Origin of the sequence: Leptospira sanjuanensis, assembly GCF_022267375.1 — a bacterium.
In the GTDB taxonomy this organism is placed as follows: Bacteria; Spirochaetota; Leptospiria; order Leptospirales; family Leptospiraceae; genus Leptospira; species Leptospira sanjuanensis.
In genome coordinates, this window is sequence record NZ_JAIZBH010000001.1 from 1,353,517 (window position 1) to 1,374,641 (window position 21,125).

General features: G+C 46.7%; 26 protein-coding genes. 22 read left to right on the forward strand and 4 right to left on the reverse strand.

Annotated elements, in window-relative coordinates:
• Window positions 1-8: 8 nt before the first annotated feature.
• On the forward strand, window positions 9-1,352 hold the full coding sequence (locus tag LFX17_RS06035; protein ID WP_238745649.1) for a tetratricopeptide repeat protein: 1,344 nt from the start codon (window positions 9-11) through the stop codon (window positions 1,350-1,352).
• Window positions 1,353-1,424: 72 nt separating this feature from the next.
• Here LFX17_RS06035 and LFX17_RS06040 read toward each other — a convergent pair whose 3' ends face one another.
• Together LFX17_RS06040 and LFX17_RS06045 are read right to left on the reverse strand one after the other, a co-directional pair.
• Window positions 1,425-1,823 (reverse strand): type II toxin-antitoxin system VapC family toxin, encoded by a 399-nt coding sequence (locus LFX17_RS06040; protein ID WP_238729452.1) that lies wholly within the window; start codon window positions 1,821-1,823, stop codon window positions 1,425-1,427.
• Window positions 1,807-2,085: a FitA-like ribbon-helix-helix domain-containing protein gene (locus LFX17_RS06045; RefSeq protein ID WP_238729453.1), complete on the reverse strand. Its 279-nt coding sequence runs from the start codon at window positions 2,083-2,085 to the stop codon at window positions 1,807-1,809. The genes LFX17_RS06040 and LFX17_RS06045 overlap by 17 nt, the downstream gene beginning before the upstream one ends.
• A gap of 243 nt (window positions 2,086-2,328) precedes the next feature.
• On the opposite strand from LFX17_RS06045, the gene LFX17_RS06050 reads away from it, so the two are divergent.
• From LFX17_RS06050 to LFX17_RS06070, 5 genes are all read left to right on the forward strand, one after another.
• Window positions 2,329-3,096, forward strand: a complete 768-nt coding sequence (locus LFX17_RS06050) for a hypothetical protein (protein ID WP_135781095.1) — start codon at window positions 2,329-2,331, stop codon at window positions 3,094-3,096.
• A 119-nt stretch (window positions 3,097-3,215) separates the two neighbouring features.
• A complete protein-coding gene (locus LFX17_RS06055; RefSeq protein ID WP_010575404.1) occupies window positions 3,216-3,659 on the forward strand; it encodes a bactofilin family protein in 444 nt (147 codons plus the stop codon).
• A gap of 71 nt (window positions 3,660-3,730) precedes the next feature.
• Entirely contained in the window at window positions 3,731-4,792 is a 1,062-nt protein-coding gene (locus LFX17_RS06060; RefSeq protein ID WP_238745651.1) for a PdxA family dehydrogenase, read from the forward strand.
• 44 nt (window positions 4,793-4,836) lie between these two features.
• Window positions 4,837-5,280, forward strand: a complete 444-nt coding sequence (locus LFX17_RS06065) for a hypothetical protein (protein ID WP_238729455.1) — start codon at window positions 4,837-4,839, stop codon at window positions 5,278-5,280.
• Window positions 5,281-5,299: 19 nt separating this feature from the next.
• Entirely contained in the window at window positions 5,300-5,800 is a 501-nt protein-coding gene (locus tag LFX17_RS06070) for a tetratricopeptide repeat protein (RefSeq protein ID WP_238729456.1), read from the forward strand.
• A 1,300-nt stretch (window positions 5,801-7,100) separates the two neighbouring features.
• Here LFX17_RS06070 and LFX17_RS06075 read toward each other — a convergent pair.
• On the reverse strand, window positions 7,101-7,397 hold the full coding sequence (locus LFX17_RS06075) for a helix-turn-helix transcriptional regulator (protein ID WP_238729457.1): 297 nt from the start codon (window positions 7,395-7,397) through the stop codon (window positions 7,101-7,103).
• 411 nt (window positions 7,398-7,808) lie between these two features.
• Window positions 7,809-8,843, reverse strand: a complete 1,035-nt coding sequence (locus LFX17_RS06080) for an MraY family glycosyltransferase (protein ID WP_238745652.1) — start codon at window positions 8,841-8,843, stop codon at window positions 7,809-7,811.
• Window positions 8,844-8,938: 95 nt separating this feature from the next.
• On the opposite strand from LFX17_RS06080, the gene dapA reads away from it, so the two are divergent.
• From dapA to LFX17_RS06160, 16 genes are read left to right on the forward strand one after another with little or no spacing between them, the layout of a single operon-like run.
• Window positions 8,939-9,823, forward strand: a complete 885-nt coding sequence (gene dapA / locus LFX17_RS06085; protein ID WP_238745654.1) for a 4-hydroxy-tetrahydrodipicolinate synthase — start codon at window positions 8,939-8,941, stop codon at window positions 9,821-9,823.
• A gap of 3 nt (window positions 9,824-9,826) precedes the next feature.
• Window positions 9,827-10,636 (forward strand): 4-hydroxy-tetrahydrodipicolinate reductase, encoded by an 810-nt coding sequence (gene dapB, locus LFX17_RS06090; protein ID WP_238729460.1) that lies wholly within the window; start codon window positions 9,827-9,829, stop codon window positions 10,634-10,636.
• 17 nt (window positions 10,637-10,653) lie between these two features.
• A complete protein-coding gene (cdaA, locus tag LFX17_RS06095) occupies window positions 10,654-11,490 on the forward strand; it encodes a diadenylate cyclase CdaA (RefSeq protein WP_238731520.1) in 837 nt (278 codons plus the stop codon).
• A 2-nt stretch (window positions 11,491-11,492) separates the two neighbouring features.
• The gene (locus LFX17_RS06100) at window positions 11,493-12,545 is read left to right on the forward strand and encodes a CdaR family protein (protein WP_238747692.1); all 1,053 of its coding nucleotides are present in this window, start codon (window positions 11,493-11,495) and stop codon (window positions 12,543-12,545) included.
• The gene (gene acpS, locus LFX17_RS06105; protein WP_100761604.1) at window positions 12,542-12,922 is read left to right on the forward strand and encodes a holo-ACP synthase; all 381 of its coding nucleotides are present in this window, start codon (window positions 12,542-12,544) and stop codon (window positions 12,920-12,922) included. The genes LFX17_RS06100 and acpS overlap by 4 nt, the downstream gene beginning before the upstream one ends.
• Before the next feature lie 3 nt (window positions 12,923-12,925).
• Entirely contained in the window at window positions 12,926-13,147 is a 222-nt protein-coding gene (locus LFX17_RS06110) for a tetratricopeptide repeat protein (RefSeq protein WP_135781099.1), read from the forward strand.
• Window positions 13,148-13,155: 8 nt separating this feature from the next.
• Window positions 13,156-13,533, forward strand: a complete 378-nt coding sequence (locus LFX17_RS06115; protein ID WP_118969894.1) for a bactofilin family protein — start codon at window positions 13,156-13,158, stop codon at window positions 13,531-13,533.
• Window positions 13,534-13,555: 22 nt separating this feature from the next.
• Window positions 13,556-13,816, forward strand: a complete 261-nt coding sequence (locus LFX17_RS06120; protein ID WP_118955297.1) for a hypothetical protein — start codon at window positions 13,556-13,558, stop codon at window positions 13,814-13,816.
• Window positions 13,817-13,819: 3 nt separating this feature from the next.
• Window positions 13,820-14,689, forward strand: a complete 870-nt coding sequence (gene rpsB / locus LFX17_RS06125) for a 30S ribosomal protein S2 (protein ID WP_118955296.1) — start codon at window positions 13,820-13,822, stop codon at window positions 14,687-14,689.
• A gap of 13 nt (window positions 14,690-14,702) precedes the next feature.
• A complete protein-coding gene (tsf, locus tag LFX17_RS06130) occupies window positions 14,703-15,299 on the forward strand; it encodes a translation elongation factor Ts (RefSeq protein ID WP_118955295.1) in 597 nt (198 codons plus the stop codon).
• 3 nt (window positions 15,300-15,302) lie between these two features.
• Complete coding sequence (pyrH, locus tag LFX17_RS06135) at window positions 15,303-16,049, forward strand: UMP kinase (protein ID WP_238745656.1); 747 nt, start codon at window positions 15,303-15,305, stop codon at window positions 16,047-16,049.
• A complete protein-coding gene (frr, locus tag LFX17_RS06140; protein ID WP_238745658.1) occupies window positions 16,039-16,593 on the forward strand; it encodes a ribosome recycling factor in 555 nt (184 codons plus the stop codon). Before pyrH ends, frr begins: the two co-directional genes overlap by 11 nt.
• A 46-nt stretch (window positions 16,594-16,639) precedes the next feature.
• Entirely contained in the window at window positions 16,640-17,320 is a 681-nt protein-coding gene (locus LFX17_RS06145) for an isoprenyl transferase (protein WP_238747694.1), read from the forward strand.
• The gene (locus tag LFX17_RS06150) at window positions 17,313-18,227 is read left to right on the forward strand and encodes a phosphatidate cytidylyltransferase (RefSeq protein ID WP_238729463.1); all 915 of its coding nucleotides are present in this window, start codon (window positions 17,313-17,315) and stop codon (window positions 18,225-18,227) included. Before LFX17_RS06145 ends, LFX17_RS06150 begins: the two co-directional genes overlap by 8 nt.
• 5 nt (window positions 18,228-18,232) lie before the next feature.
• Window positions 18,233-19,402 carry a 1-deoxy-D-xylulose-5-phosphate reductoisomerase gene (gene dxr / locus LFX17_RS06155; RefSeq protein ID WP_238729464.1) on the forward strand — a complete coding sequence of 390 codons (1,170 nt, stop codon included), beginning with the start codon at window positions 18,233-18,235 and terminating at the stop codon, window positions 19,400-19,402.
• On the forward strand, window positions 19,396-21,123 hold the full coding sequence (locus tag LFX17_RS06160; RefSeq protein WP_238745660.1) for a site-2 protease family protein: 1,728 nt from the start codon (window positions 19,396-19,398) through the stop codon (window positions 21,121-21,123). The genes dxr and LFX17_RS06160 overlap by 7 nt, the downstream gene beginning before the upstream one ends.
• The last annotated feature ends 2 nt before the right edge of the window (window positions 21,124-21,125 follow it).

Consider the following 21,125-nt stretch of genomic DNA (forward strand, 5'->3'; position numbering starts at 1 on the left):
AAATTCCCATGCAAATCCTGGAAAAAGAAAAAACGAACGATTTGTGGCCCGAGATCACTCTCTCCTCGTTCGCGGAAAAAAATTTAACTCCGGAGGAAACTCCGATCGCAGAGATCGTTTTGCCCAGACGCAAAAAGAACGAAGGTCCGGTTCCGCGCAATCCCGAAATCCTAAGACTCAAATCCAAAATTTTGGAATATTTTTCCGGCGCTCTCAACAAGGTTCATTCTCCTTTTTCCAGTTTGAGAATCGACTTGCTCGGAGAATTCCGCTTTCAATCCGATGCGACTTCTCCGTTCGAGGAGGAAGGTCTTTCCGAGCGCGAAAAAAATCTGCTGAAAATTTTCTTCGAGGAACTTTTGGACAAAGCCCTGGAAGAACACCAAGCCGATCCGGAAGTTTTTCAGGTTTTGGAATCCTTTCTTTTGCACGAACAGGAATTGGACGAATATCTCGCGCTGACTCAGGTTTACGACCAGGATCTTCCGTTCGTCGTGGAGGCGAAACAGCTTCTCGCGCTCATGGGAAAAATTGAATATTCCGAATCTTTAATGGATAAGGGTTCGTCCCGTTTTCAAAAATACGGCGCGCTCTGGAAATTCGGAGGTCTTCAGGTGGAAGATCGGGAAACGATCTACGATCTCGTCGTCACGGGGGAGGAGCCCGGGCTGCTCGGACTTGCGTGGCTTCTTTTCAAACACGAAACCACCGGATTTAGAACCGTGTTCCCCATCGAACGAAGGGTGCTTTCTGTGATCGAACATCTCAGTTCCGAAGAAAAGGAATCCTTTTTTAAGGCATATTCTTCCCGTCACGGTTATCTGGAGAACTATTTCGTTTTAAAAAGAATCCGTCCCCGCGAATACAGAAAGGCATGGCTCGAGGGGGAAAAACGGAAAAACGGAAGATCGGTTCTGCTCGGTTCCCTTCAGGAAAATATCCTCGCGAGCCAGGACGAGTCCCTCGAAAAACGTTATGCGCTCTTGAAGGAAAATCATCTCGTTTACACTCTCGGTCCTTTCGAACTTCTGATTCTTTTGAACTCCACGGAATCTTCGAACGTGCAAAAAGAGATCGGAGGTTTTTCGGAACGACTTCCGGATTCTTATCTTACGCGTAGGGCGAAAGCGGCGCTTCTCTTTTTCAAAAAAGAATATGAGAATTTTCTAAACTCTTTGGAGCAATGCGGGCGTTTCCGTTTTTCTCCCGAAATGTTGTATCTGCAGGGTTTGGCCTTGATCGAGGTCGGTCGGTCCGACGAGGGGATCGGAATTTTGGACAGTCTTCTTTTGAAATTTCCGGATTCGGATTATCTGCGTTTGGTTTTGGAGCGTTACAAGAGGCAGTCTTGAGAAATGTAGGAACTCATACGGATCCGAGAAAGGTTTCGATCCGGTTTTAAAATATTAGTTTTCAATTCGGAGTTACTTCGCCCAATTTTCGATTCTTAAATCCGGAATTTTTTGAAAATGTTTTTCGTTGTTCGTAACCATCGTATAATTCAGATACAAGGCTGTTGATCCAATTAACAGATCGAAGTCATCGATTGCGGTTCCTTTTTTCCGTAAGAATGCCTTCAGCTCTCCGAACGTTTCTATGATTCCTCGAGTAAGTTCTACTACGGGAAATAATTCGCCGATCCGGTAAACCGTCGCCAGGTTTTTTTCCCTACTTTGGGATTTTTTGGCGCCATAGACCAGTTCACCGTATGTGATTACGGAAATCGATTTAGAAACGTTCTTTTTATCTAAAAAATTCCGATGAACCTTTTCATGTTCTTTCAAGCTGTAAATGATGATGTCGGTATCAATCAAATAGCTCATGAATGATTTTCTCCCGCTTGTTTTTGGATCGCGAGGAGCGCAAATCTTTGACGATTTCTTTTGCTTCCCGTTTATCAAGCCATGAGTTTGAAAGTTTCAGAAATTCTAACGTTTGTAATTCCGTTTCTAGTTGATCGCGTTGAAGATGTTTTTGTATAATCATCACCACTTCCTGGCTGATCGATCGGTGTTCCATTTCCGCCCGTCGTCTCAACGATTCGTAAAGTTTGTCGTCTATATCGCGCACTTGCAGATTGGCCATTATTGTTCTCGTTTACCGTTTTATATTTAAAACGAATTTTCATGTATTTGCAAGCATTATTCATGCTGATTTTTAATCCAGATTTGAATCGTTTTCGGAAAGAAACGGAAGAAGCGCTTACGCCCCGAACTTCCCTTGACAGATCCCGAGGGAACGGGGAAAATTGGGTCGTAACAAAACATCAGGGCGTTTCTCGAATAGGACGCAGTCCGTGATCTTAAGGAATCAAGAGAGTAATATCCAATGGCAATCAGTCACGAACAAATTCTCGAATTGCAGAAATACCAGAAGATGATCCATCAGCTGGAAAAAATATCGAGGGAGTCGAAGAACGACGAACAACGCTATCGCGTTTCGAGGGATTTGGAAAAATACAGAAACAAGATGAAGGACATTTCTCCCGAAGGAATTCCGGACAACTTGGACGTGGCCGCCGAACAGATCAAACGATACAAAGACAATCCGAACGAGGCCGGAAGAATTCTCGCAAAATATCCGGTCATGAAAATTTCTCCGAACTCCAACGATCCCGAGGTCAATCAGATCGGAACTTGGATCAACGTCATGGACCGGGAATATCTTCCGATCCTCAACGAAACACACGTCCGTTTCGACTTCTCCCATACGAACGAAAAGGACGGGGTGGTCAAATACATGGAGAACATCCGCAGAAACATCAAGGTTCTCACAGAAACCATCGAGGAATTTCATGCGGCCGAAAAACAGGAATTCCGCGAACAGCTCAGTCGTATGAAGAACAAACAGACTCGGATCTTTATTGCGGAGGCATTCGAGATGTTTCAGAAGTTCAACGAATTCCTCAACAAGGTTCTGAAAGAGGCCAAGGAAGTGGGCGGGGTCATTATGAACCTGGAAGATCCGATCCGCTTCAATCCGAGATTCGAACGGGCCACCGAGCTGGAAGGAAAGGCGATCATGGACGCTCTCAGGGAGTTTCAGGAGTTCACCGCCGAGGCTCTCGATCGCATCAACGTTCCTAATATTCGTTGATCTTTCCGGACTTCCAATTTTCAAGACAAGGTCTGAAAAATCCTTTTCCGTCTGACGGGATCTGCATATTTAGTGATTTTAACTCCCTCCGAAAAAGGACATACAGGAAAAACAGGCGCATGGCACTCGTTAAAAATTCATCCGAAGTTACGAACTCCACCATCGGAGAAAATTCCTACTTCAGCGGAAAATTCTTTATCAACGGATCTCTCAAGATCGACGGAAAATTCGAAGGTAAGTCCTTACAAGCGGAACAGCTTTATATCGGCGTTACCGGTAAGGTAAAAACCAACATCACCGCAGCCAGCGTTATCATCGAAGGAATCGTTATCGGGAACATCACCGCAAGAAACAGAGTGATGCTTCTTCCCACTTCCAAAATTCTCGGAGACATCCGCACTCCGGAGTTGATCATTCAGAACGGGGTGATCCTCGAAGGACGTTGTATGATTTCCAACGATCTCAAACACTCCGCGAAAGATCTGATCGATCTCGAATACTCGAAAGATTCTCTCAGCGTGGAAAAAATCTTCGGTAAACAATCCGGAGCCGCAAAAGAATAATCGAAACGGTTTCTTTTCGGGGAAGAATTTACAACGCTCTTCTCCGAATCGAAAAACCAGCTTCCAAAACAGTGAACCGGATCCTGATTACAGAAGGCGACCCTTGTGGAATCGGTCCGGAGATCTTCCTTCATTCCCTTTCTCTTTTAAAAAAAATCTCCAAATCCAGACCGATCGTTTATTTTCATTCGGGTAAGTTTCCGCTTCCGAAAGAATTCGTTTCGATTTCCTTGACTGAAGTTTCGGGTGGATCGGAGTCGATTTCGAAAATGTCCGTTTCGGAAACTTCTTCGTATGCGTCGGCCGATTCTATCGCCGAAGCGTCCGCGCACCGATCCGCGTCGGCCGAAATCGGAACGAAAGGATTGTTTGCGGTTTCGCACAACGTTCTTTCCAAAAAGGAAACCGCTTCCTTGAAGTTCGGAAAACCTTCGTCGTTGTCCGGCAAATCGGCGTTAGGTTCTCTTTCTCTCGCTGTCGAGTTTCAGAAAATGGGAGGAGGCGATCTCATCACTCTTCCTTTGAGCAAGGAATGGGTGATTGCGTCCGGGGCTTCGCAGTTCCGCGGTCATACCGAATTCTTAGCCGAAGAATTCAATACGAAAACGTTTATGCTCATGTCCGGTAAGGATCTGCAGGTTCTTCCTTTGACGACTCACGTTCCTTTGGTGCGTGTTCCCGAGTTCTTAAGACAAATCGATCTCGGGGCTCTTGCGGACTCGATTCTTTCCTGCGATAAGATCGACCGCAAAAAACCGATCGCGTTTTTGGGTTTAAACCCGCACGCGGGCGAAGGCGGCAAGGTTGGAAAGGAAGAAGCGGAAATTTTAGAGCCGATGATTGCGTTTTTGAAAAAGAAGGGTTTGAAGGTGGAAGGACCTTTGTCCGCAGATTCCATGTTCGGCGAATCAGCAAGAAAGAAGTTCGGTCTGCATCTGGCTTGTTATCACGATCAAGGTTTGATTCCGTTTAAAATGTGGGAAGGAAAGAAGGGGGTGAATCTTACCTTGGGCCTTCCGTTTATCCGAGTTTCTCCCGATCACGGAACCGCGTTCGACATAGCCGGGAAAGGGCTTGCAGATTCAGCCAGCTTTGTAGAATGTCTGCATCGAGTCGTCGGGAATCGTTCGTGATTTTCGTAATCATACGCCGCCGGTAAAAACAAAAACGAGGGTTTATGCCTGGACTTTTAGAACAAATCGTATTTCCGATTTTCCTGTTTTGGTTTTGCGGTCTTACTTTGGTATTGTTCCGTTCCGACTTCGAGTTCGTCTGGAAGATCATCTTCGTTTTCGTTTTTATCTTTTACTTCTTTCAATACTTTCCGGAATTAAAGGCGAGTTACGAACGGTTGACCGCGAGTTATCCCGTGGAAATTCTTTCTTGGATCTACGGAATCGGAAAAGGTTTTTATTTCTTTCTCTTCTTTCTTTGGCCCGTGGCTTTGTTTCGGATTTTTTATTCCGCATCTCCGCAGGTTAGCAAATCCCTCGCGAAAGCGCTGGTGAGTGCGACCCTGATCTACTGGAGCGGCTTTATTCTCTACAACAATTTTTCACCCGAAGCGGACGGTTTTTTAAACGGCACGTTTTTGAAATTCTTGAAGTTTTCCACGAAGTAAGTTCGGTCTAAAGTGTAGAATGAATCCACTCTACTTACAGTCCTTCGGCGAATCGGAAGAGGCGAAGAAACATTTCTTGACCGCCTACGAATATCAAACGAAAGGAAATCTCAAGCTCGCTTCCAAATATTATCGTTTGTCCATCGCTGCCAAGCCGACGGCCGAGGCTTGGACGTTTTTGGGTTGGTCTTATTCCTTGGCGGGAAGGTTGGATCGTGCCATTGAATTCTGCAAGAAGGCGATCGAAACCGATCCTACATTAGGAAATCCTTATAATGATATCGGCGTTTATCTGCTTCAGCAAAAACGCTATCAGGAAGCCCTTCCTTGGTTTGAACGGGCGAAGTCCGCTCCGCGGTACGAGGTGCCGGTGTATCCGTATTTTAACGCGGGTTCCTGTCTGGAAATTTTAGGTCATATCGAATTGGCGCGTTTGGAATACGAAAAGGCGATCGCCATTCAGCCGAATTATCCTCCTGCGAATCTGGCTCTGAAACGGATTTATATTCGATACAATTAACGAAAAATCCCGATTCTTCTTGCAGGAACATTTACCGAAGAACGGCGGATCTTTTTCGCGCTATCATTCCGTAGGAGATCCTACTCTTTAATTTCTACGATCTTCGCTTCCGATTCGCGGATGACAGGCGAGTAGTCGGTGTTTTCAAATCAAGGAAACGCAGATTTCAATCGAATCTAACGGATCCGAATTCTGAGGAAGTGCGATCGCTTCTTTCGTTTTTATAATCCAAAAACTCTTTGCCGGAGAATCGTCCGTGAATCGGGATTTCGCAGGACGATCCGGAAATCACTCCGTCCGAAAAAATACGAAGTGACGATTACGGACATTTACATTCCTCTTCAAATATGAGGAAGTTGTTCGTTCAACGGATGTTTCCAAGTGAAAAAGTATTTCTCCTCTTCTTTACCGAAGGATTCCTATGCTTTCACGATTGACCGCCGTTTTATTCATTACTCTCTTCTTTGCCGCATTGCCGGCCTGGTTCTTATCCACATTGGAAGGATGGATTTCCGTCGATTGTTCCCGAAATAGATCGACTTCATTGCATTCCGCCGCTTCGATGGAATGCGATGTTTCCGAGAAATTCGCATTTTCGTCTCGAAAGGTCTCTTATTCAACGTTGGATGTACGTTCTTCGAAAACGGTTCTAAAAGTCCGTCGCGGCAAAAGCATCGTCTATCAATTGGTTCTTGTTACGCCCGACGGCGAACGCGATGTATTGCGGTCTCCAATCGGGAAATCGGATATCGATCGGATTGCGATCGAGTTAAAAGCTGCTCTTCGATCGGGTTCGACGGAATTTCATGCCACAGTCGATCCGGAGCCTTTGTTTTGGATCGGGTGGTTTCTGCTCCTTCTGTTTTCGGGTGTCGGAGCGTTGCTGTCGTTGTTCGGAGCAAAATCCGAAAAAAAGAAACCACAATGATCGCGTTCCGGCAAATGGAATCTCGCTCGCCGGGTTTCGCGTCGGGCTTTTTCGAACAAAGTGTGGGAACTCATACAATTTGCGGACCGTCGAATCGGTCCGGCCTACGAACGATTGTAGGAACTCATACCGATTTCGAAATTGAATCGGGTCGTTTGCTTTGTGAAATACGGGGGAACTTCCACTCTACCACAATGGTTTCAGGAAACTTTCCGCAAAAACTGTGGGAACTCATACAAATTGACAGGTCATCGAAAAGATTTGCTTTTCTAACCATAGGAGGAACTCCCACAAACTTGTTTGCCACAGAACCATGTAAGAGTTCCCACAGTTTTCGCTACCCAGGGGGCTGTAGGATCTCCCCCCTATCCTTCACTTCTTCTTCCGTTTGCTGCTCGCGGCCTTTAAGGTTTTGGATCTTTTCTCGGAAAGATCCTGTTTTTCCTCGAACTGAAAGTAATAGTCGTAGGGTTTTTTGAGGATTTTGAAAATTCTCCAGAATTCAATCACATCGAGTCTGCGTTCACCGGATTCAATTTTGGAAATATAGGATTGCGGTTCTCCCAAAAGTTTCGCGATCTCGAGTTGTGTGAGATCGGCTTCTTTTCGGGCGGCGATTAAATTCTTGCAAAAGATTTTCGCCTCGGGGGAATGAAGAGACTTAAACAAAGCGGAATAATTCTACATTCTGAAACAGAATATACCAAAATGGGATATTTTTGTGTTTCCTATTCGGTTTTTGAAAAGTTTTACGGTGAGAATCACGAAAAAGGACTTGGAAGTTTATATTTTGCTAATGTCTTGCGATTTGAATGTTTATAGAATGTTTCTCAAGTTTTCAAAATGAATTGCGAGTTGTAATTCGGATTAAAGAATCGGAACCGTCTTTGAAGTTCAGATTTTTGTTTGTCGTTCAGAATTCAATTCGAATTTGAACGTGAACGGATTTACGAGAAGGAAAGATCACATAACGTATAATCGAACTCTCCCTGTTCGGAATATTCGTCTAAGCTTGTCTCATGGCACGAAGTTTGGCAAAAGAAGGGAATCCATCCCTAAAAAAGCTGCTTCGCGCTAAGTTCACGAGCGTTTTTTAGACGGCCTCACTCGATTCCAGATGACGAAATACGCAACAACGTAAACACCGAGACAAATCCAGAAAACGACGCTTCCCGGAATTCCGAATTCTCTATGAATTCCGAAAAAAAACATCGCGGGAAGATTCGCTAACGTGAACGCGATCGACACGAGTCCTTTGTGTTCCGTTCTCACTGCTACGAGCTGGTAGAGATGCCTTCTGTGCGCTTTGAGAATATTCTCCCCGTCCTTCAACCGCAAAAGAATCGTTAGGATTCCGTCTACAAAGAACACGGGCAATAAAAAGAAGGTCGACGTTAATTCGAACTGAACCCAATTCTTTTCATGGATAAAAAGCAACGGCAAAACGGCGATCGCATAACCGAGAGGCAGCGAACCTGCGTCTCCCATAAACAGATGCGCTTTGGGAAGATTGAAGATCAAAAATCCGAACAATCCGGCGCAGATCCAAAGATAAAATGCGGGCAGAAAAGAATGAAATAAAAATGAAAACGATAAGACGGCGAGTAGAAAGTGAGACACGAGATACGTGTCGAGCCCGTCCATGAAGTTGCATACGTTTACGACGAACAGCACATAGACGATCAAGACCGCCGTCGACGCACCCGGGATCCCGCTCAAATCGATTCCTAAAAATACGAAACGAACCGGAACAAAACCGAAAAAGAAAATCAAGAACGCGATTTCCAGAAACAAACGGATTCCCGCTCCGAGCGATAACAGATCGTCCGCGAGTCCGATGACGAAAAAGAACAAAAGTCCCGCAAAGAAAAAGAGAATCTTGTCTTCCGCGTTCTCGAATCCTCCGAACCAAACGAGAGCGATCGAAAAGACGCTCAGAAAGATCCAGATTCCTCCTGACTTTTTGGTCGTTCCGACGTGCATGCTTCTTTCGTTGGAGACGTCCGAAATTCCGAACGTATCGGATTGCAAATACATCCAGGAAAGAATCGCCGTGATAAAAAACAAAAGAACGGAAAGAATACCCGGATTCCAGAAATGTGAGATCGGTTCCACTGGCATTCCAGGCTAGACGGAAGGAATCTCCCTGCAATCAGAAATCGAAAACGATTTTGATTGCCAAATCCGGCCAAACTGGGGAACCTAACCTTATGTTCCAGGGCGTTTACACAGCAATCATCACACCTTTCAAAAACGGAAAAATCGACTACGACAGTTACTTCAAGCTTCTGGAAAAACAAATCAAGGCAGAGGTCAGCGGAGTTGTTCCTTGTGGGACAACGGGAGAATCTCCGACTCTTTCCCATTCCGAACACGCGGAGTTGATCCGCGAAACCGTCAAGGTCGTCAAGAATCGGATTCAAGTCGTCGCGGGAACGGGTTCCAATTCCACAAGAGAGGCGATCGAACTCACCGAGGCGGCGTGCAAGGACGGAGTCGACGGAATTCTTTCCGTAAATCCCTATTACAACAAACCGACTCAAGAAGGACTGTTTCAGCACTTCAAAGAGATCGCGGAACATTCTTCCGTGCCTGTGATGCTTTATAACATTCCGGGAAGAACGTCGGTGAATCTTCTTCCCGAAACCGTGCTTCGACTCAGCGAAGTCAAACATATCCGTTCGATGAAAGAAGCGACCGGAGATTTGGGGCAGATGTCCAAGTTGATTTCGCTCGTCGGTCATAAGATGACCGTTCTTTCCGGAGACGACAATTTGACTCTTCCTCTTTTGGCTGTAGGCGGAGTAGGCGTCGTGTCGGTGGTTTCCAATTTATTTCCAAAGGCGCTCGTACAACTCGTCAACGCGTTTCACGAAGGAAACCTTACGGAAGCCAGAAGAATTCACTACGATTTTCTGGACGTCTTTTCTCTTGCGTTTATGGAAACCAATCCGATTCCGATCAAGGCGGCGATGAGTTGGTTCGGACATTGTTCTCCCGAAATCCGTCTTCCGATGACCCCTCTTTCTCAAAATGAAACGAGCGCGAAATTTAAAAAGGCTCTTGAAGGTCTGAAAGAAAAAGGATACGAATAAGAAATGTCGGAACAAAAATTTCAGATCGCTCTGATCGGAGGATCGGGAAGAATGGGACGCGCCATCATCACGGTGCTTTCCGCTTCTTCCAAATCTTCTCTTTCTTCCGCCGTTGTCAGCGGCGGTTCCGTATTTCACGGAATGGATTCCGGTCTGCATTCCGGGGTCAAACAAAACGGAGTCGATTTTACTTCCGATGTCGACGCGGCCGTGAAAAGCGCGGACTGCGTGATCGATTTTAGTACGCATCAGACTTTGGATCTTACTCTGAAAGCGTGTCTAACGCACAAAAAACCGGTCGTCATCGGAACGACCGGCCTTACGGAACTGCAAAAAGATTCCGTCCGAGTGGCGTCCAAAGAAATCGCGATCGTATATTCACCGAACATGTCGATCGGAGTGAACTTATTGTTTAAGTTAACCGAAATTGCGGCCAAGGTGATGGGAGAAATCTCGGACATCGAAATTCAGGACATTCATCATCGTCATAAAAAGGACGCGCCGTCCGGAACGGCCGAAAAATTAAAGAGCATTCTTCTCGAGACCTTGGGAAGAACGGAAAAGAACGTGGTACACGGAAGACACGGAATTTTAAAGGAAAGAGATCCCAAGGAAATCGGAATTCATACCTTGCGCGCGGGAGAAGTGATCGGAGATCACACCGTTTATTTTTTCACTCCCGAAGAAAGAATCGAGATCACGCACAAAGCGCAGGATCGCAAAACCTTCGCGGTGGGAAGCGTTCATGCCGCGGAATTTTTAGTCGGACGCAAACCCGGTTTGTATGATATGTTTTCCGTTTTAGGACTGTAATCAAGGGGAGAATGGATTTGTTTTTCTTTAAGAACATATCTCTTTTTCCTCTCGGTAAAAATCCTCTCGTCATCGTCGTCGACGTCCTCATCGTAAGCGTTCTCATCTATCAGTTTTATACAACGATTCGAAGAACCAGAGGGATTCAGCTTCTCCTCGGAGTGGCCCTGATCTGGCTATTGGGAATCTTTGCGAGTACCTTCGAACTCGAGTTGCTCGATTGGATCATCGAGAATATCCGTCCGGCTCTTGTGTTCGCGATCATCGTGCTTCTCCAACCCGAACTTAGAAAGATCACGGCGGATCTTTCCCGGATGAAAATCTTTCAGCCCTTTCTATTAAAACAGACGACCGACTTGGAGGCGATTTCCGAAGCCGTAAAGATTATGGCGAAGAATAAAACCGGATCTCTCATCGCCATTGTCCGAGAAAACAGTTTGAAAGACATCATCGATCAATCGGTGCAGCTCGACGCGATCATCTCCACGAGTCTGCTCATCACGATCTTTAAGAAGAATTCCGCGCTTCACGACGGAGCCGTGATCATCGAACAAAACCGGATCGCGTGTGCCGGCGCATTCTTACCGATGACGCAAAATCTCGACGACGCGAGAATGGGCGCAAGACACAGGGCGGCCATCGGGATTTCGGAAGAATCGGATTCCATCGTAATCGTAACCTCCGAGGAAACCGGAGAAATTTCCGTATGTTATGACGGAGAAATGACGCACCCGGTCAAACCGATCGAGTTGAAAAATTTCGTGAACACGATTTTGCAGAAGAGTGAAACCGGATCGGAAAAACACAACACAACGTCTTCTTCTTCCGAAGAAAAAACGGGAGAACACCGCTGATGTTGAAACGGATCTTCAACAACTGGCAGGCCAAACTCGGATCGCTTCTTCTTGCGATCGTGTTTTACGTGAATTTACAAAATTCTAAAATACTCGTAAAAGAAATCCATATTCCGATCGAATATCCCAAATTAAGCGGTTCTTTAAGCGTTTCCCGTCTTTCCGACAAAACCGTTCCGGTAAAGGTGGAAGGAGTGCGCGAATATGTGAATTATTATTCTCAGTTTATGAAAGCGCATATCAACGCGGGCGAACTCAAAGCAGGGGAGAATCTCGTTTCCGTTTTTCGGATTTCCGGAGCGCCTGCGGGACTTCGCATTACCAGACTCAAGGACAAGGTCAAGGTAATCGTAGAATCCACTTCCGGGAGAACCCTTCCGATCGAAGTGAAGTTCACGGGGGATCTCCCGCCGAACTACGTCAAGACGAGCCATTTCGTTTCACCTTCGGTGGTTCACGTCAGCGGTCCTCCCGGAGTTTTGGAGGATCTCGGAAAAATCAACATTCCTCCGATATCCCTCAAGGACAAAACCGAATCCTTTACGATCAAACATAGGCTTCCCGATTTTCCGGCGGCGGTGAAAGTGCGGGACAACGTAAAAGAAGTAACGGTCCGCGTGAATATCTTTGCAAGCGCGTCTAACGCGGGAGAGACCCTTCTTCTCGGAATTCCGATCAAGTGCCAAAGTTTGGATAAGAATCTCGAAGCGGAATTCTCCGAACCCGAGGTTTCCGTAAAACTACAATCCAAAACTCCGCTCAAGAGCATTCAGGTCATCAAGGGACTTTCGGCGAGCGTGGTCTGTTCTCATAAATACGATCCTAAAACGAAAAAGATTCTCCCGGACAACAAACCCGTATTCGCAAAGATCCGTCTCAACAAGGCTCCTTCTTTGAAAGCCGTGGACATTCTCGGCGTTTTCCCGGATCGAATTTCGATTTTGTATAAGATCAAACCGGATCAAAGCAAAACGGGCGGAGAAGATCCGGACGCCACCGAAGAGGAGAATACGATCGAACCGGATTCCAATCCGGAACTGATCGAGGAAGAATGAAAATTTCCGTCGGCAACGATATCGTAGAAAATTCCCGCATCCGCGACCTTTTGGAAAAACACGGGGAACGTTTTTTAAAACGGGTATTTTCCGAATCCGAACGGGAATACTGTTCCAATCGAAAGGACCCGATTCCTCATCTAAGCGGAAGGTTTTGCGTCAAGGAAGCCTTCATCAAAGCGATCGAACCCGGAGACAAGGTCATCCTCGATATGCGTGAAATCGAACTTTTCGGAAAGGAATTCGGAAAAAAAGAATTGGTACTCCATGGAAAATCCAAAGAATTGTTTCTTACCAAAGGTTACAGCGGTTGTTCGGTTTCGATCAGTCACGCTGAGAACTATTCGACCGCTGTCGTGGTGCTTTATAAGGAGTGAACGATGATCTCGGAAACGATGAAACAGACCATTCAGTTTTACAACGAGGGTTTGAGTTTGTACAAAACCAGAAAGTTTGCGGAAGCCTTAGAAAAATTCAAAAAGGCGACCGAGTTGACTCCGGACGACGGTCCTTCCAAAAAATACATCGGCCGATGCCAGGCATTCATTACAACTCCTCCTCCCGAAGACTGGGACGGAGTTTTTGAAATGAAAACGAAATAAGAGAATCCATGTCCAAAAAACCAGCAACTAGAACCGCTCGTCCCATCACCGAATACGGAGCGATTTCCACAGTCCTCGGAAAAGAAACTTCCTTTTCCGGAATTCTGAACTTCCAAAAACCTCTCGAAATTTCGGGAGAATTTCAAGGTGAGATCGAATCCGAAGGATTTCTTCTCGTAAGCGAAGGCGCAAAGGTCCGTGCCAACATCAAAGCGGGGACCGTGATCGTGGGAGGGGAGATTACCGGAAACGTAATCGCGACTCAAAAGCTGGAAATGTTATCCACCGGAAAGGTGAATGGAAATATCAAAACTTCCAAATTACAAATCGCAGACGGAGTGATCTTTGACGGGAACTGTGAAATGATCCAGCCCAATAAAGATTGACCCACGCTTAAACCAGTAAAAAGTGGTATCTGCTAACCCGAAAAAGCCTACGGACAGGGCTGAGATAGGCAAAATCGCCCTCATTCTGCTCCTCGGTTTTTTCGCAGGAGCCGTGACGGGAGTCATTCTCGATCGCCTAACAGGCGTTTCTTTTTTCTCTTCCTACCTGCTCCGAGAAGCAATCAAATTTGAACTCTACGTAATCAAGGTCGAGATACAATTTACCCCTGCTAGTCTCATGGGACTCGTAGCGACGTTGTATTTCGTACTAAAAAAGGGGTAAACAATGTCAGTGATTTCAATGAAAAACCTTCTGGAAACCGGAGTACACTTCGGACACCAGACCCGCAAATGGAACCCGAAAATGGCGCCGTACGTTTTTACGGCAAGAAACGGGATTCACATCATCGATCTTCAAAAGACCGTTCAAAAAGCGAAAGAAGCTTACGACGCTCTGAAGAAGCTAACCGCCGACGGGAAGAAAGTTCTCTTTGTCGGAACAAAGAAGCAAGCGAGAGGCGCGATCGAGAGAGAAGCCATCCGCTCGAATATGTTCTTTATCAATAACCGCTGGCCGGGCGGACTTCTTACAAACTGGAACACCGTAAAAAGAAGTATCGCTCGTCTGAAAAAACTCGAAGGAATGGAAGCGGACAACAGCTTCGAGAAAGAAGTAAAAACTAAAAAAGAAGTTCTTACGCTGAGAAGAGAGTTGGAAAAACTCCGCAAGACTCTCGGTGGAATCAAGGACATGGCAACCATTCCCGAAATTATGTTCGTGATCGATCCTAAAAAAGAAGAGATCGCGGTCAAAGAAGCTCGCAAACTCGGTCTTACCATCTTCGCGGTGGTTGATACCAACTGCGATCCCGAGCTGATTGATTATCCGATTCCGGGTAACGACGACGCGATCCGCGCGATTTCACTCTTCCTCGAAACCATGTCCAACGCGGTGATCGAAGGAACCGGCGGAGTCGTGGAACAACCAAGATTCAGCGAAGATCTGGATTCCGAAGCTTTGGCTCTGGAATACCAAGGTGAATATGATGAAAGTGGAAAGTTCATCATGGACGAAGACGCGGACGCTAAAAAAGCCAAAGCGGCCGAAGAAGCGGCGGCGCCTTCCACTACGATCGAAGTGGATAAAAACGAGTAAGGGATTCTTAGCAATGGCAGTAACTACAGACTTAATCAGAGAACTCAGAGAGAGAACGAGCGCAGGGATGATGGACTGCAAAAAGGCTCTCGAAGAAAACAACGCGGATATCGAAAAAGCGATCACTTGGCTTCGTGAAAAAGGGATCGCCAAAGCCGCTAAAAAAGCGGGAAGAGAAACCAAAGAAGGCCGTGTCGTTTCCTACATCCACGGTAACGGAAAGATCGGAGTTCTGGTTGAACTGAACTCCGAAACCGACTTCGTTTCCAAAAACGAGGACTTCGAAGCTCTTGGAAAAGAAATCTGCATGCAGATCGCGGCAATGAATCCTTTGTATCTCAACGAAGAATCGATTCCTGCGGAAGACCTCGAAAGAGAAAAGGGAATTATGAAAGCTCAGCTCGAAGCCGAAGGCAAAAAGCCGGAGCAGATCGAAAAGATTCTTCCCGGAAAGATCAAGAAATACGTTTCGGAAGCTTGTCTCGTAAACCAGGCGTTCTTCAAAGACGATTCCAAAACGATCGACGACTTAGTAAAGGAAGCGATCTCGAAATTCGGCGAGAATATTTTGATCGCTCGTTTTGTTCGCTTTCAGGTAGGCGGACTCTAAGTTTTGGGAACGGAAGCGAAGTATAAGAGAATTCTAATTAAACTCTCCGGAGAGGCTCTCGCCGGAGAGGGAGAATTCGGGATCGATACCAACAAGGCCCATTCTCTCGCGGAAGAAATCAAAGAAGTTCACGACCTAGGAGTGGAAATCGCTCTTGTGGTCGGAGGCGGAAACATCATCCGCGGAACCAACCTCGCAAAAGCCGGAATCGACCGTGCGACCGCGGACTATATGGGAATGCTCGCCACGATCCAGAACGCTCTCGCGCTCCAAGACGCCTGCGAAAAAAAAGGACTCTACACAAGGGTTCAATCGGCGATCGAAATCAACTCCATCGCCGAAAGTTATATCCGCAGACGCGCGGTTCGACATCTCGAAAAAAGAAGAATCGTGATCTTTGCCGGCGGAACCGGAAATCCGTATTTCACAACCGATACGACCGCGAGTCTTCGCGCCGTGGAAGTAGGATGCGACGTGATTCTCAAGGCGACGAAAGTGGACGGGGTTTATACTGCTGACCCTAAAAAAGACAGCGCGGCAAAACGTTATTCTCAGATTTCCTTTATGGAATCGATCAACCGAAGACTCAAGGTGATGGATTCCACCGCACTCAGTTTGTGCATGGAAAACAACATGTCGATTATCGTTTTCGATATCTTCAAACGAGGCAACCTCAAAGACCTTATCACCGGACAAAACATCGGAACCCTGATCTCTAACTCGGAGGACATTCAAATCGATGGCAAGTGAAGAAATCATCTCAGGAATGAAGATCAAGATGGATAAAACCATCGACTTGGTAAAAAAGGATTTCGGAACCATTCGTACGGGAAGAGCGAACCCTTCTCTGGTCGAAGACATCCGCGTGGATTACTACGGAACCTTGACTCCGATCAATCAGCTCGGAAATATTTCCGTTCCCGAACCGAGGGTGCTCGTGATTTCTCCCTATGATAAGGGAATCATGAAGGACATCGAAAAGGCGATCCAAGCTTCCGGATTGGGCCTGCAACCGTCTAACGACGGTGTGGTGATCCGCATCATCATTCCCGAACTTACGGGCGAGCGACGCAAGGAACTTGCAAAAGTCGTAAAGTCCAAGTCCGAAGAAAAGAAGGTTGCGATCCGTAACATCCGCAGAGACGCGATGGAAGATCTTAAAAAACATACCGAGGGTATGTCTAAAGACGAGATTCAAACCGTTCAAGATCAGATCCAAAAAATCACCGATTCCTACATCGATAAAATTTCCGCTCTGACCGCAGAGAAGGAAAAGGAAATCACTACGATCTAACGTGGGCTTGTTCGAGTCCAATCTCCCCCAACATATCGCCGTCATCATGGACGGCAACGGCCGTTGGGCGACATCCCGAGGAAAATCCAGATCGGAAGGACATCGGGAAGGCGCGGGGGCCATCGACCGATTGATGGACGCAAGTCTCGAGTTGGGTCTGAAAAATATTTCCTTATACGCGTTCTCGACGGAGAATTGGAAACGTCCGATCACCGAAATCCGTTCGATCTTCGGGTTATTGATCGAGTTTATCGAAACCCGATTGGACACGATCCACGATAGGGGAATTCGAATTCATCATTCCGGAAGCCGTAAAAAATTAACGCGCGGGGTTTTGGACAAGATCGACTTTGCCGTCGACAAAACCAAAAAGAACAAAAAACTCACCGTCAATTTTTGTTTGAACTACGGTTCACGGGACGAGATTTTGCGGGCGGCGCAGGAGCTTTTTTTGGAGAGGAAACGGGCCAAAGTTTCGTTTGAAAAGCCTCTGAAAGAAAAAGAACTCGAAAAATTTTTATATACGTCCACCCTTCCTCCCGTAGATTTACTGATCAGAACGGCCGGAGAACAAAGACTCTCGAACTTTTTATTATGGCAGTCCGCCTACGCGGAACTGTATTTTACCGATACGCTTTGGCCCGACTTCGATAAAAAATCTCTGGTGGATTCCCTGAAATGGTACGAAACCAGAACCCGAAAATTCGGAGGACTTACGAATGGGTGAAACTTCCAAAAGACTCGCTTCGGCGGCTGTACTCGTAGTACTTTATCTTTTTATGATATTCTATGCGGGTTTTTATTATCTGCAGACGTATTTGATTCTCCTTGTGGGCGGTTATATCGGGATTAAGGAATTCTACAATCTTTCCGATCGCGGAGACGACGGCAGGCCGTTTCGCGGAACGGGAACCTTCTTTATGCTCGTCGTTATTACCCTTTATTATTTCCGTTTTATAGGATCTCAGAACAAGTTCGAAGCTCCGTTATTCTTTCTACAGCACATCAAGTATTTCATTCCTCCCTTTGATGCGGTTCCGGTCGCGTTTTTACTTCTGTTTATCATCATTTTTACTCTGCAGATCACCAGACGTCCGTTAGACGGAGCGATCTTTTCCGTGTCCTCCACTTTTCTCGGGGTGTTTTACGTTGCGGTTCCTCTCGGACATCTGATGCTCCTCCTCGGAATGGGACAGGGGATCTACTACATCATTCTCGTTTCGGTGATCACGTTTTTGACGGACGCGGGAGCTTACTTCGGGGGAAGATGGTTCGGAAGACATCCTGCGGGTCTTGCGATTTCTCCTAAAAAAACCTGGGAAGGTTATGCGACCGGAATCGTCACCGCGATCGGTTCCGTTTTTATCTTCAACGCGATTTGGGAAAATTCCACGGGCACCGCTTCCGGGATTTCCGGAGTGGAAGTATTTTTGATTTCGGTTATCATTTCTCTCGTGAGTGTGATCGGTGACTTATTAGAATCGGCTATGAAACGGGACGCAAAGATCAAGGATTCCGGGTCTTTGATTCCGGGTCACGGAGGAATGCTCGATCTTGCGGATGCCCTTTTGATCACGATTCCCGTTCTTTATTATTATCTTCAGATCAAGGGGAATCTTGGATTCCAAGTCTAAACGGTATGGCAACTTCCGTCTGTCTTCTGGGCGCGTCCGGTTCCGTCGGGGAATCGACTCTAAAAGTACTGCGCGCGTACCCGGAAGAATTCAGACTTCATTCGTTCAGCGTTCATTCCAATCTCGATAAGGCTCTCTCGATTCAAAAAGAATTCTCCCCCGATTTTATCTGCGTGAGCGACAACCGCGCGGACAAATCCGTCCTCGGAAACAAAATCGGCAAAACACAAATTCTTTACGGAGAATCCTCTCTTTCCGACATCGTGCGCGAGTCTGACGTTCGGATCGTGATCACGGCCATCGTGGGTTCGGTGGGTTTGCGTCCGACCATCGCCGCCATCACTTCCGGAAAAAGATTAGGAATCGCTAATAAAGAAACGTTAGTCACATCGGGTCCGCTCATCAATTCGCTCATTGCAAAACACAAGACCGTGGTCGTTCCCGTAGATTCCGAACACAACGCTCTCTTTCAACTTCTCGAATCGGTGAACAAAAACGCTCTGGAAAAAATCATTCTCACCGCATCGGGCGGATCGTTTCGGGATTTGCCGATCGATCAGATCGCACACGTCACAAAGGAACAAGCGCTTCATCATCCGACTTGGAGCATGGGTCCGAAGATCACGGTCGATTCCAACGGAATGATCAATAAGGGACTCGAAGTCATCGAAGCTCATTTTCTATTCGGAGTTCCTTACGAAAAGATCGGAGTCGTAATTCATCCGCAAAGCATCGCGCACGGGATCATCGAACTCAAGGACGGGGCTTCCTTTGTTTACGCTTCCTATCCGGATATGATCTTTCCGATCGCACATTCTCTCTTTCATCCGGAACCGGTCCCGAAAGTTCTTCGGTCTCATCCTGCAAAGGACTGGGGCAAACTCGAATTCCGCGAACCCGATCCGAAACGGTATCCTGGTTTGGCTCTCGCGTTCGAAGCTGGGCGCGCGGGAGGAACGGCTCCGTGTATTTTTAACGCGGCCAACGAAGCGGCCGTGGAATTGTTCCTCAAAGACGAAATCCGTTTCGTGGAAATTCCGGATTATATTTCCGCCGCGTTAGACGAAATACCGATCGATTTTCCGGACTCTCTGGAAGAATACGAAGAAGTCGATCGGATCGCGCGGGAAACCGTCAGAAATCTGAAAGCAAGGAAGGCAGTATCCGCATGTTGATCATGGTATTAGGCGCCGTATTTATGTTGGCGATCTCGATTTTTATTCACGAATTAGGCCACCTTCTTTGCGGAATGCTCGTAGGAGTGAAGGCAAGAATCTTTTCGATCGGTTACGGAAGGGGGATTTGGAAAAAGAAAGTCGGAGAAACGACCTACCAAATCACCGCGATTCCGGTCGGAGGATACGTTTTGTTCAAAGGAGACGATTACGGCGGAGAAGTGAAAGGGGAACCGGGAGAACTTCTTTCCACGCCTCCGCTCAAACGTATGATCCCCGTTCTCGGCGGACCTTTGTTCAATCTATTCCTAGGTTTTGGAATATTATTAGTTTTGAATTTTCTCGGACACAATCCTCCGGGCAACCGCATCTTTATCGATCCGGCAGATCAGGAATTTTCAGCCGCATATCAATCCGGTCTTAGAACCGGAGACAGAATTCTAAACATCGACGGAAATAAAACCGAAAAGTTCGAGGACATCGTAACGAACGTAGGATTGTCTTCCGGAAGCGCTTTGAAAATTCAGGGAGAGCGCGACGGCAAACCGATCGAGTGGAGCGTCACTCCTCGCATCGTTTACAACCCGAAACGTTCTTCCGGAATTCCGACCATCGGCGTCGAGCCCTTCGGAGAAAGAAGGGTCGTGGCTACGTTCAGCTATTCCGAACAATTCCAACACTGGCTTTCTTCCCGTCTGGATAAATCGCACGAAGCCGAAAACTACTATCAGGAACGTCTGAAAAAAGCCGTGGAAGGACGGGATATTCCCGCGGAAGTTCTCCTGGAAAAGGAGAAGGAAGAAAAAGAAAATCTTCTTCGGTCCCGCGCGCTTAGTTACTTAAACGACGGGGACGTGATTCAGAGCATCAACGGGAAAACGATTTCCACCGTGGGCGAACTGCAAAAGATTCTGGGAGAATTTCAAAATCAAAAAGTGAACATCGTAGTCGATCGGAAAACCTATCCGCTGGTAAACCCTTGGTCCACCGAAACCGTGGCCGTGGACGTTCCGGTGTTAGGCGCAAACATATTGGAACTGAAAAATCTACGGGATAAAAAATTTCCGGAACTCGGTCTCGAATCGTATCAGTTCGCAAGTTACGATCCAGAACTCGGTCAAAAACTTTTAAACTTAGCCGTGGACGGAAAAACATTTCCGAACTTCGAGGAACTTCTCGCTTACATCAAAAATAAAAACGGAGAAACCGTATCCGTGGATATGGGAAATCTCCGATTGGAAGCGGAACCGAAGATCCGTCCGATCGGTTTGCTCGGTTTTCGTCCGAACATGAAATTCAATCCGGCGCCGATGGAACGCGAACTCGGATTTTTCGAATCCTTTGCAGTCGCCGGCAAAGACGTTTACGAAAACGTGGAAACGACTCTCAAAGGAATCGGAATGTTGTTCTCCGGAATTCTTTCCGTAAAGGACAGTTTGTCCGGTCCGGTCGGGATCGTATCCTATGCCGGAATCAGCTTGGAGATAGGATGGGAAACGTATCTCGAGTTTGTCGCGAGGATCTCGATCGCTCTGATGATAATGAATTTACTTCCCATTCCGATGGCGGACGGTGGACATATCGTATTGTATGCGTATGAAGCGATCACCGGAAGACCTCTTCCGGGAAAAGTGATCGAGTCCATCTTTCGAATCGGATTCTTGTTTCTGCTCGGGCTCGGACTCTACGTCACCTTCAACGATGTAATGCGAATTTTCTAAAA

Excerpts from the sequence above, each read along its gene's own strand:
- LFX17_RS06035 (WP_238745649.1), top strand. The coding sequence starts at position 9 with ATGCAAATCCTGGAAAAAGAAAAAACGAACGATTTGTGGCCCGAGATC.
- LFX17_RS06040 (WP_238729452.1), bottom strand. The coding sequence starts at position 1,823 with ATGAGCTATTTGATTGATACCGACATCATCATTTACAGCTTGAAAGAA.
- LFX17_RS06045 (WP_238729453.1), bottom strand. The coding sequence starts at position 2,085 with ATGGCCAATCTGCAAGTGCGCGATATAGACGACAAACTTTACGAATCG.
- LFX17_RS06050 (WP_135781095.1), top strand. The coding sequence starts at position 2,329 with ATGGCAATCAGTCACGAACAAATTCTCGAATTGCAGAAATACCAGAAG.
- LFX17_RS06055 (WP_010575404.1), top strand. The coding sequence starts at position 3,216 with ATGGCACTCGTTAAAAATTCATCCGAAGTTACGAACTCCACCATCGGA.
- LFX17_RS06065 (WP_238729455.1), top strand. The coding sequence starts at position 4,837 with ATGCCTGGACTTTTAGAACAAATCGTATTTCCGATTTTCCTGTTTTGG.
- LFX17_RS06070 (WP_238729456.1), top strand. The coding sequence starts at position 5,300 with ATGAATCCACTCTACTTACAGTCCTTCGGCGAATCGGAAGAGGCGAAG.
- dapA (WP_238745654.1), top strand. The coding sequence starts at position 8,939 with ATGTTCCAGGGCGTTTACACAGCAATCATCACACCTTTCAAAAACGGA.
- dapB (WP_238729460.1), top strand. The coding sequence starts at position 9,827 with ATGTCGGAACAAAAATTTCAGATCGCTCTGATCGGAGGATCGGGAAGA.
- acpS (WP_100761604.1), top strand. The coding sequence starts at position 12,542 with ATGAAAATTTCCGTCGGCAACGATATCGTAGAAAATTCCCGCATCCGC.
- LFX17_RS06110 (WP_135781099.1), top strand. The coding sequence starts at position 12,926 with ATGATCTCGGAAACGATGAAACAGACCATTCAGTTTTACAACGAGGGT.
- LFX17_RS06115 (WP_118969894.1), top strand. The coding sequence starts at position 13,156 with ATGTCCAAAAAACCAGCAACTAGAACCGCTCGTCCCATCACCGAATAC.
- rpsB (WP_118955296.1), top strand. The coding sequence starts at position 13,820 with ATGTCAGTGATTTCAATGAAAAACCTTCTGGAAACCGGAGTACACTTC.
- tsf (WP_118955295.1), top strand. The coding sequence starts at position 14,703 with ATGGCAGTAACTACAGACTTAATCAGAGAACTCAGAGAGAGAACGAGC.
- frr (WP_238745658.1), top strand. The coding sequence starts at position 16,039 with ATGGCAAGTGAAGAAATCATCTCAGGAATGAAGATCAAGATGGATAAA.
- LFX17_RS06145 (WP_238747694.1), top strand. The coding sequence starts at position 16,640 with ATGGACGGCAACGGCCGTTGGGCGACATCCCGAGGAAAATCCAGATCG.
- LFX17_RS06150 (WP_238729463.1), top strand. The coding sequence starts at position 17,313 with ATGGGTGAAACTTCCAAAAGACTCGCTTCGGCGGCTGTACTCGTAGTA.
- dxr (WP_238729464.1), top strand. The coding sequence starts at position 18,233 with ATGGCAACTTCCGTCTGTCTTCTGGGCGCGTCCGGTTCCGTCGGGGAA.
- LFX17_RS06160 (WP_238745660.1), top strand. The coding sequence starts at position 19,396 with ATGTTGATCATGGTATTAGGCGCCGTATTTATGTTGGCGATCTCGATT.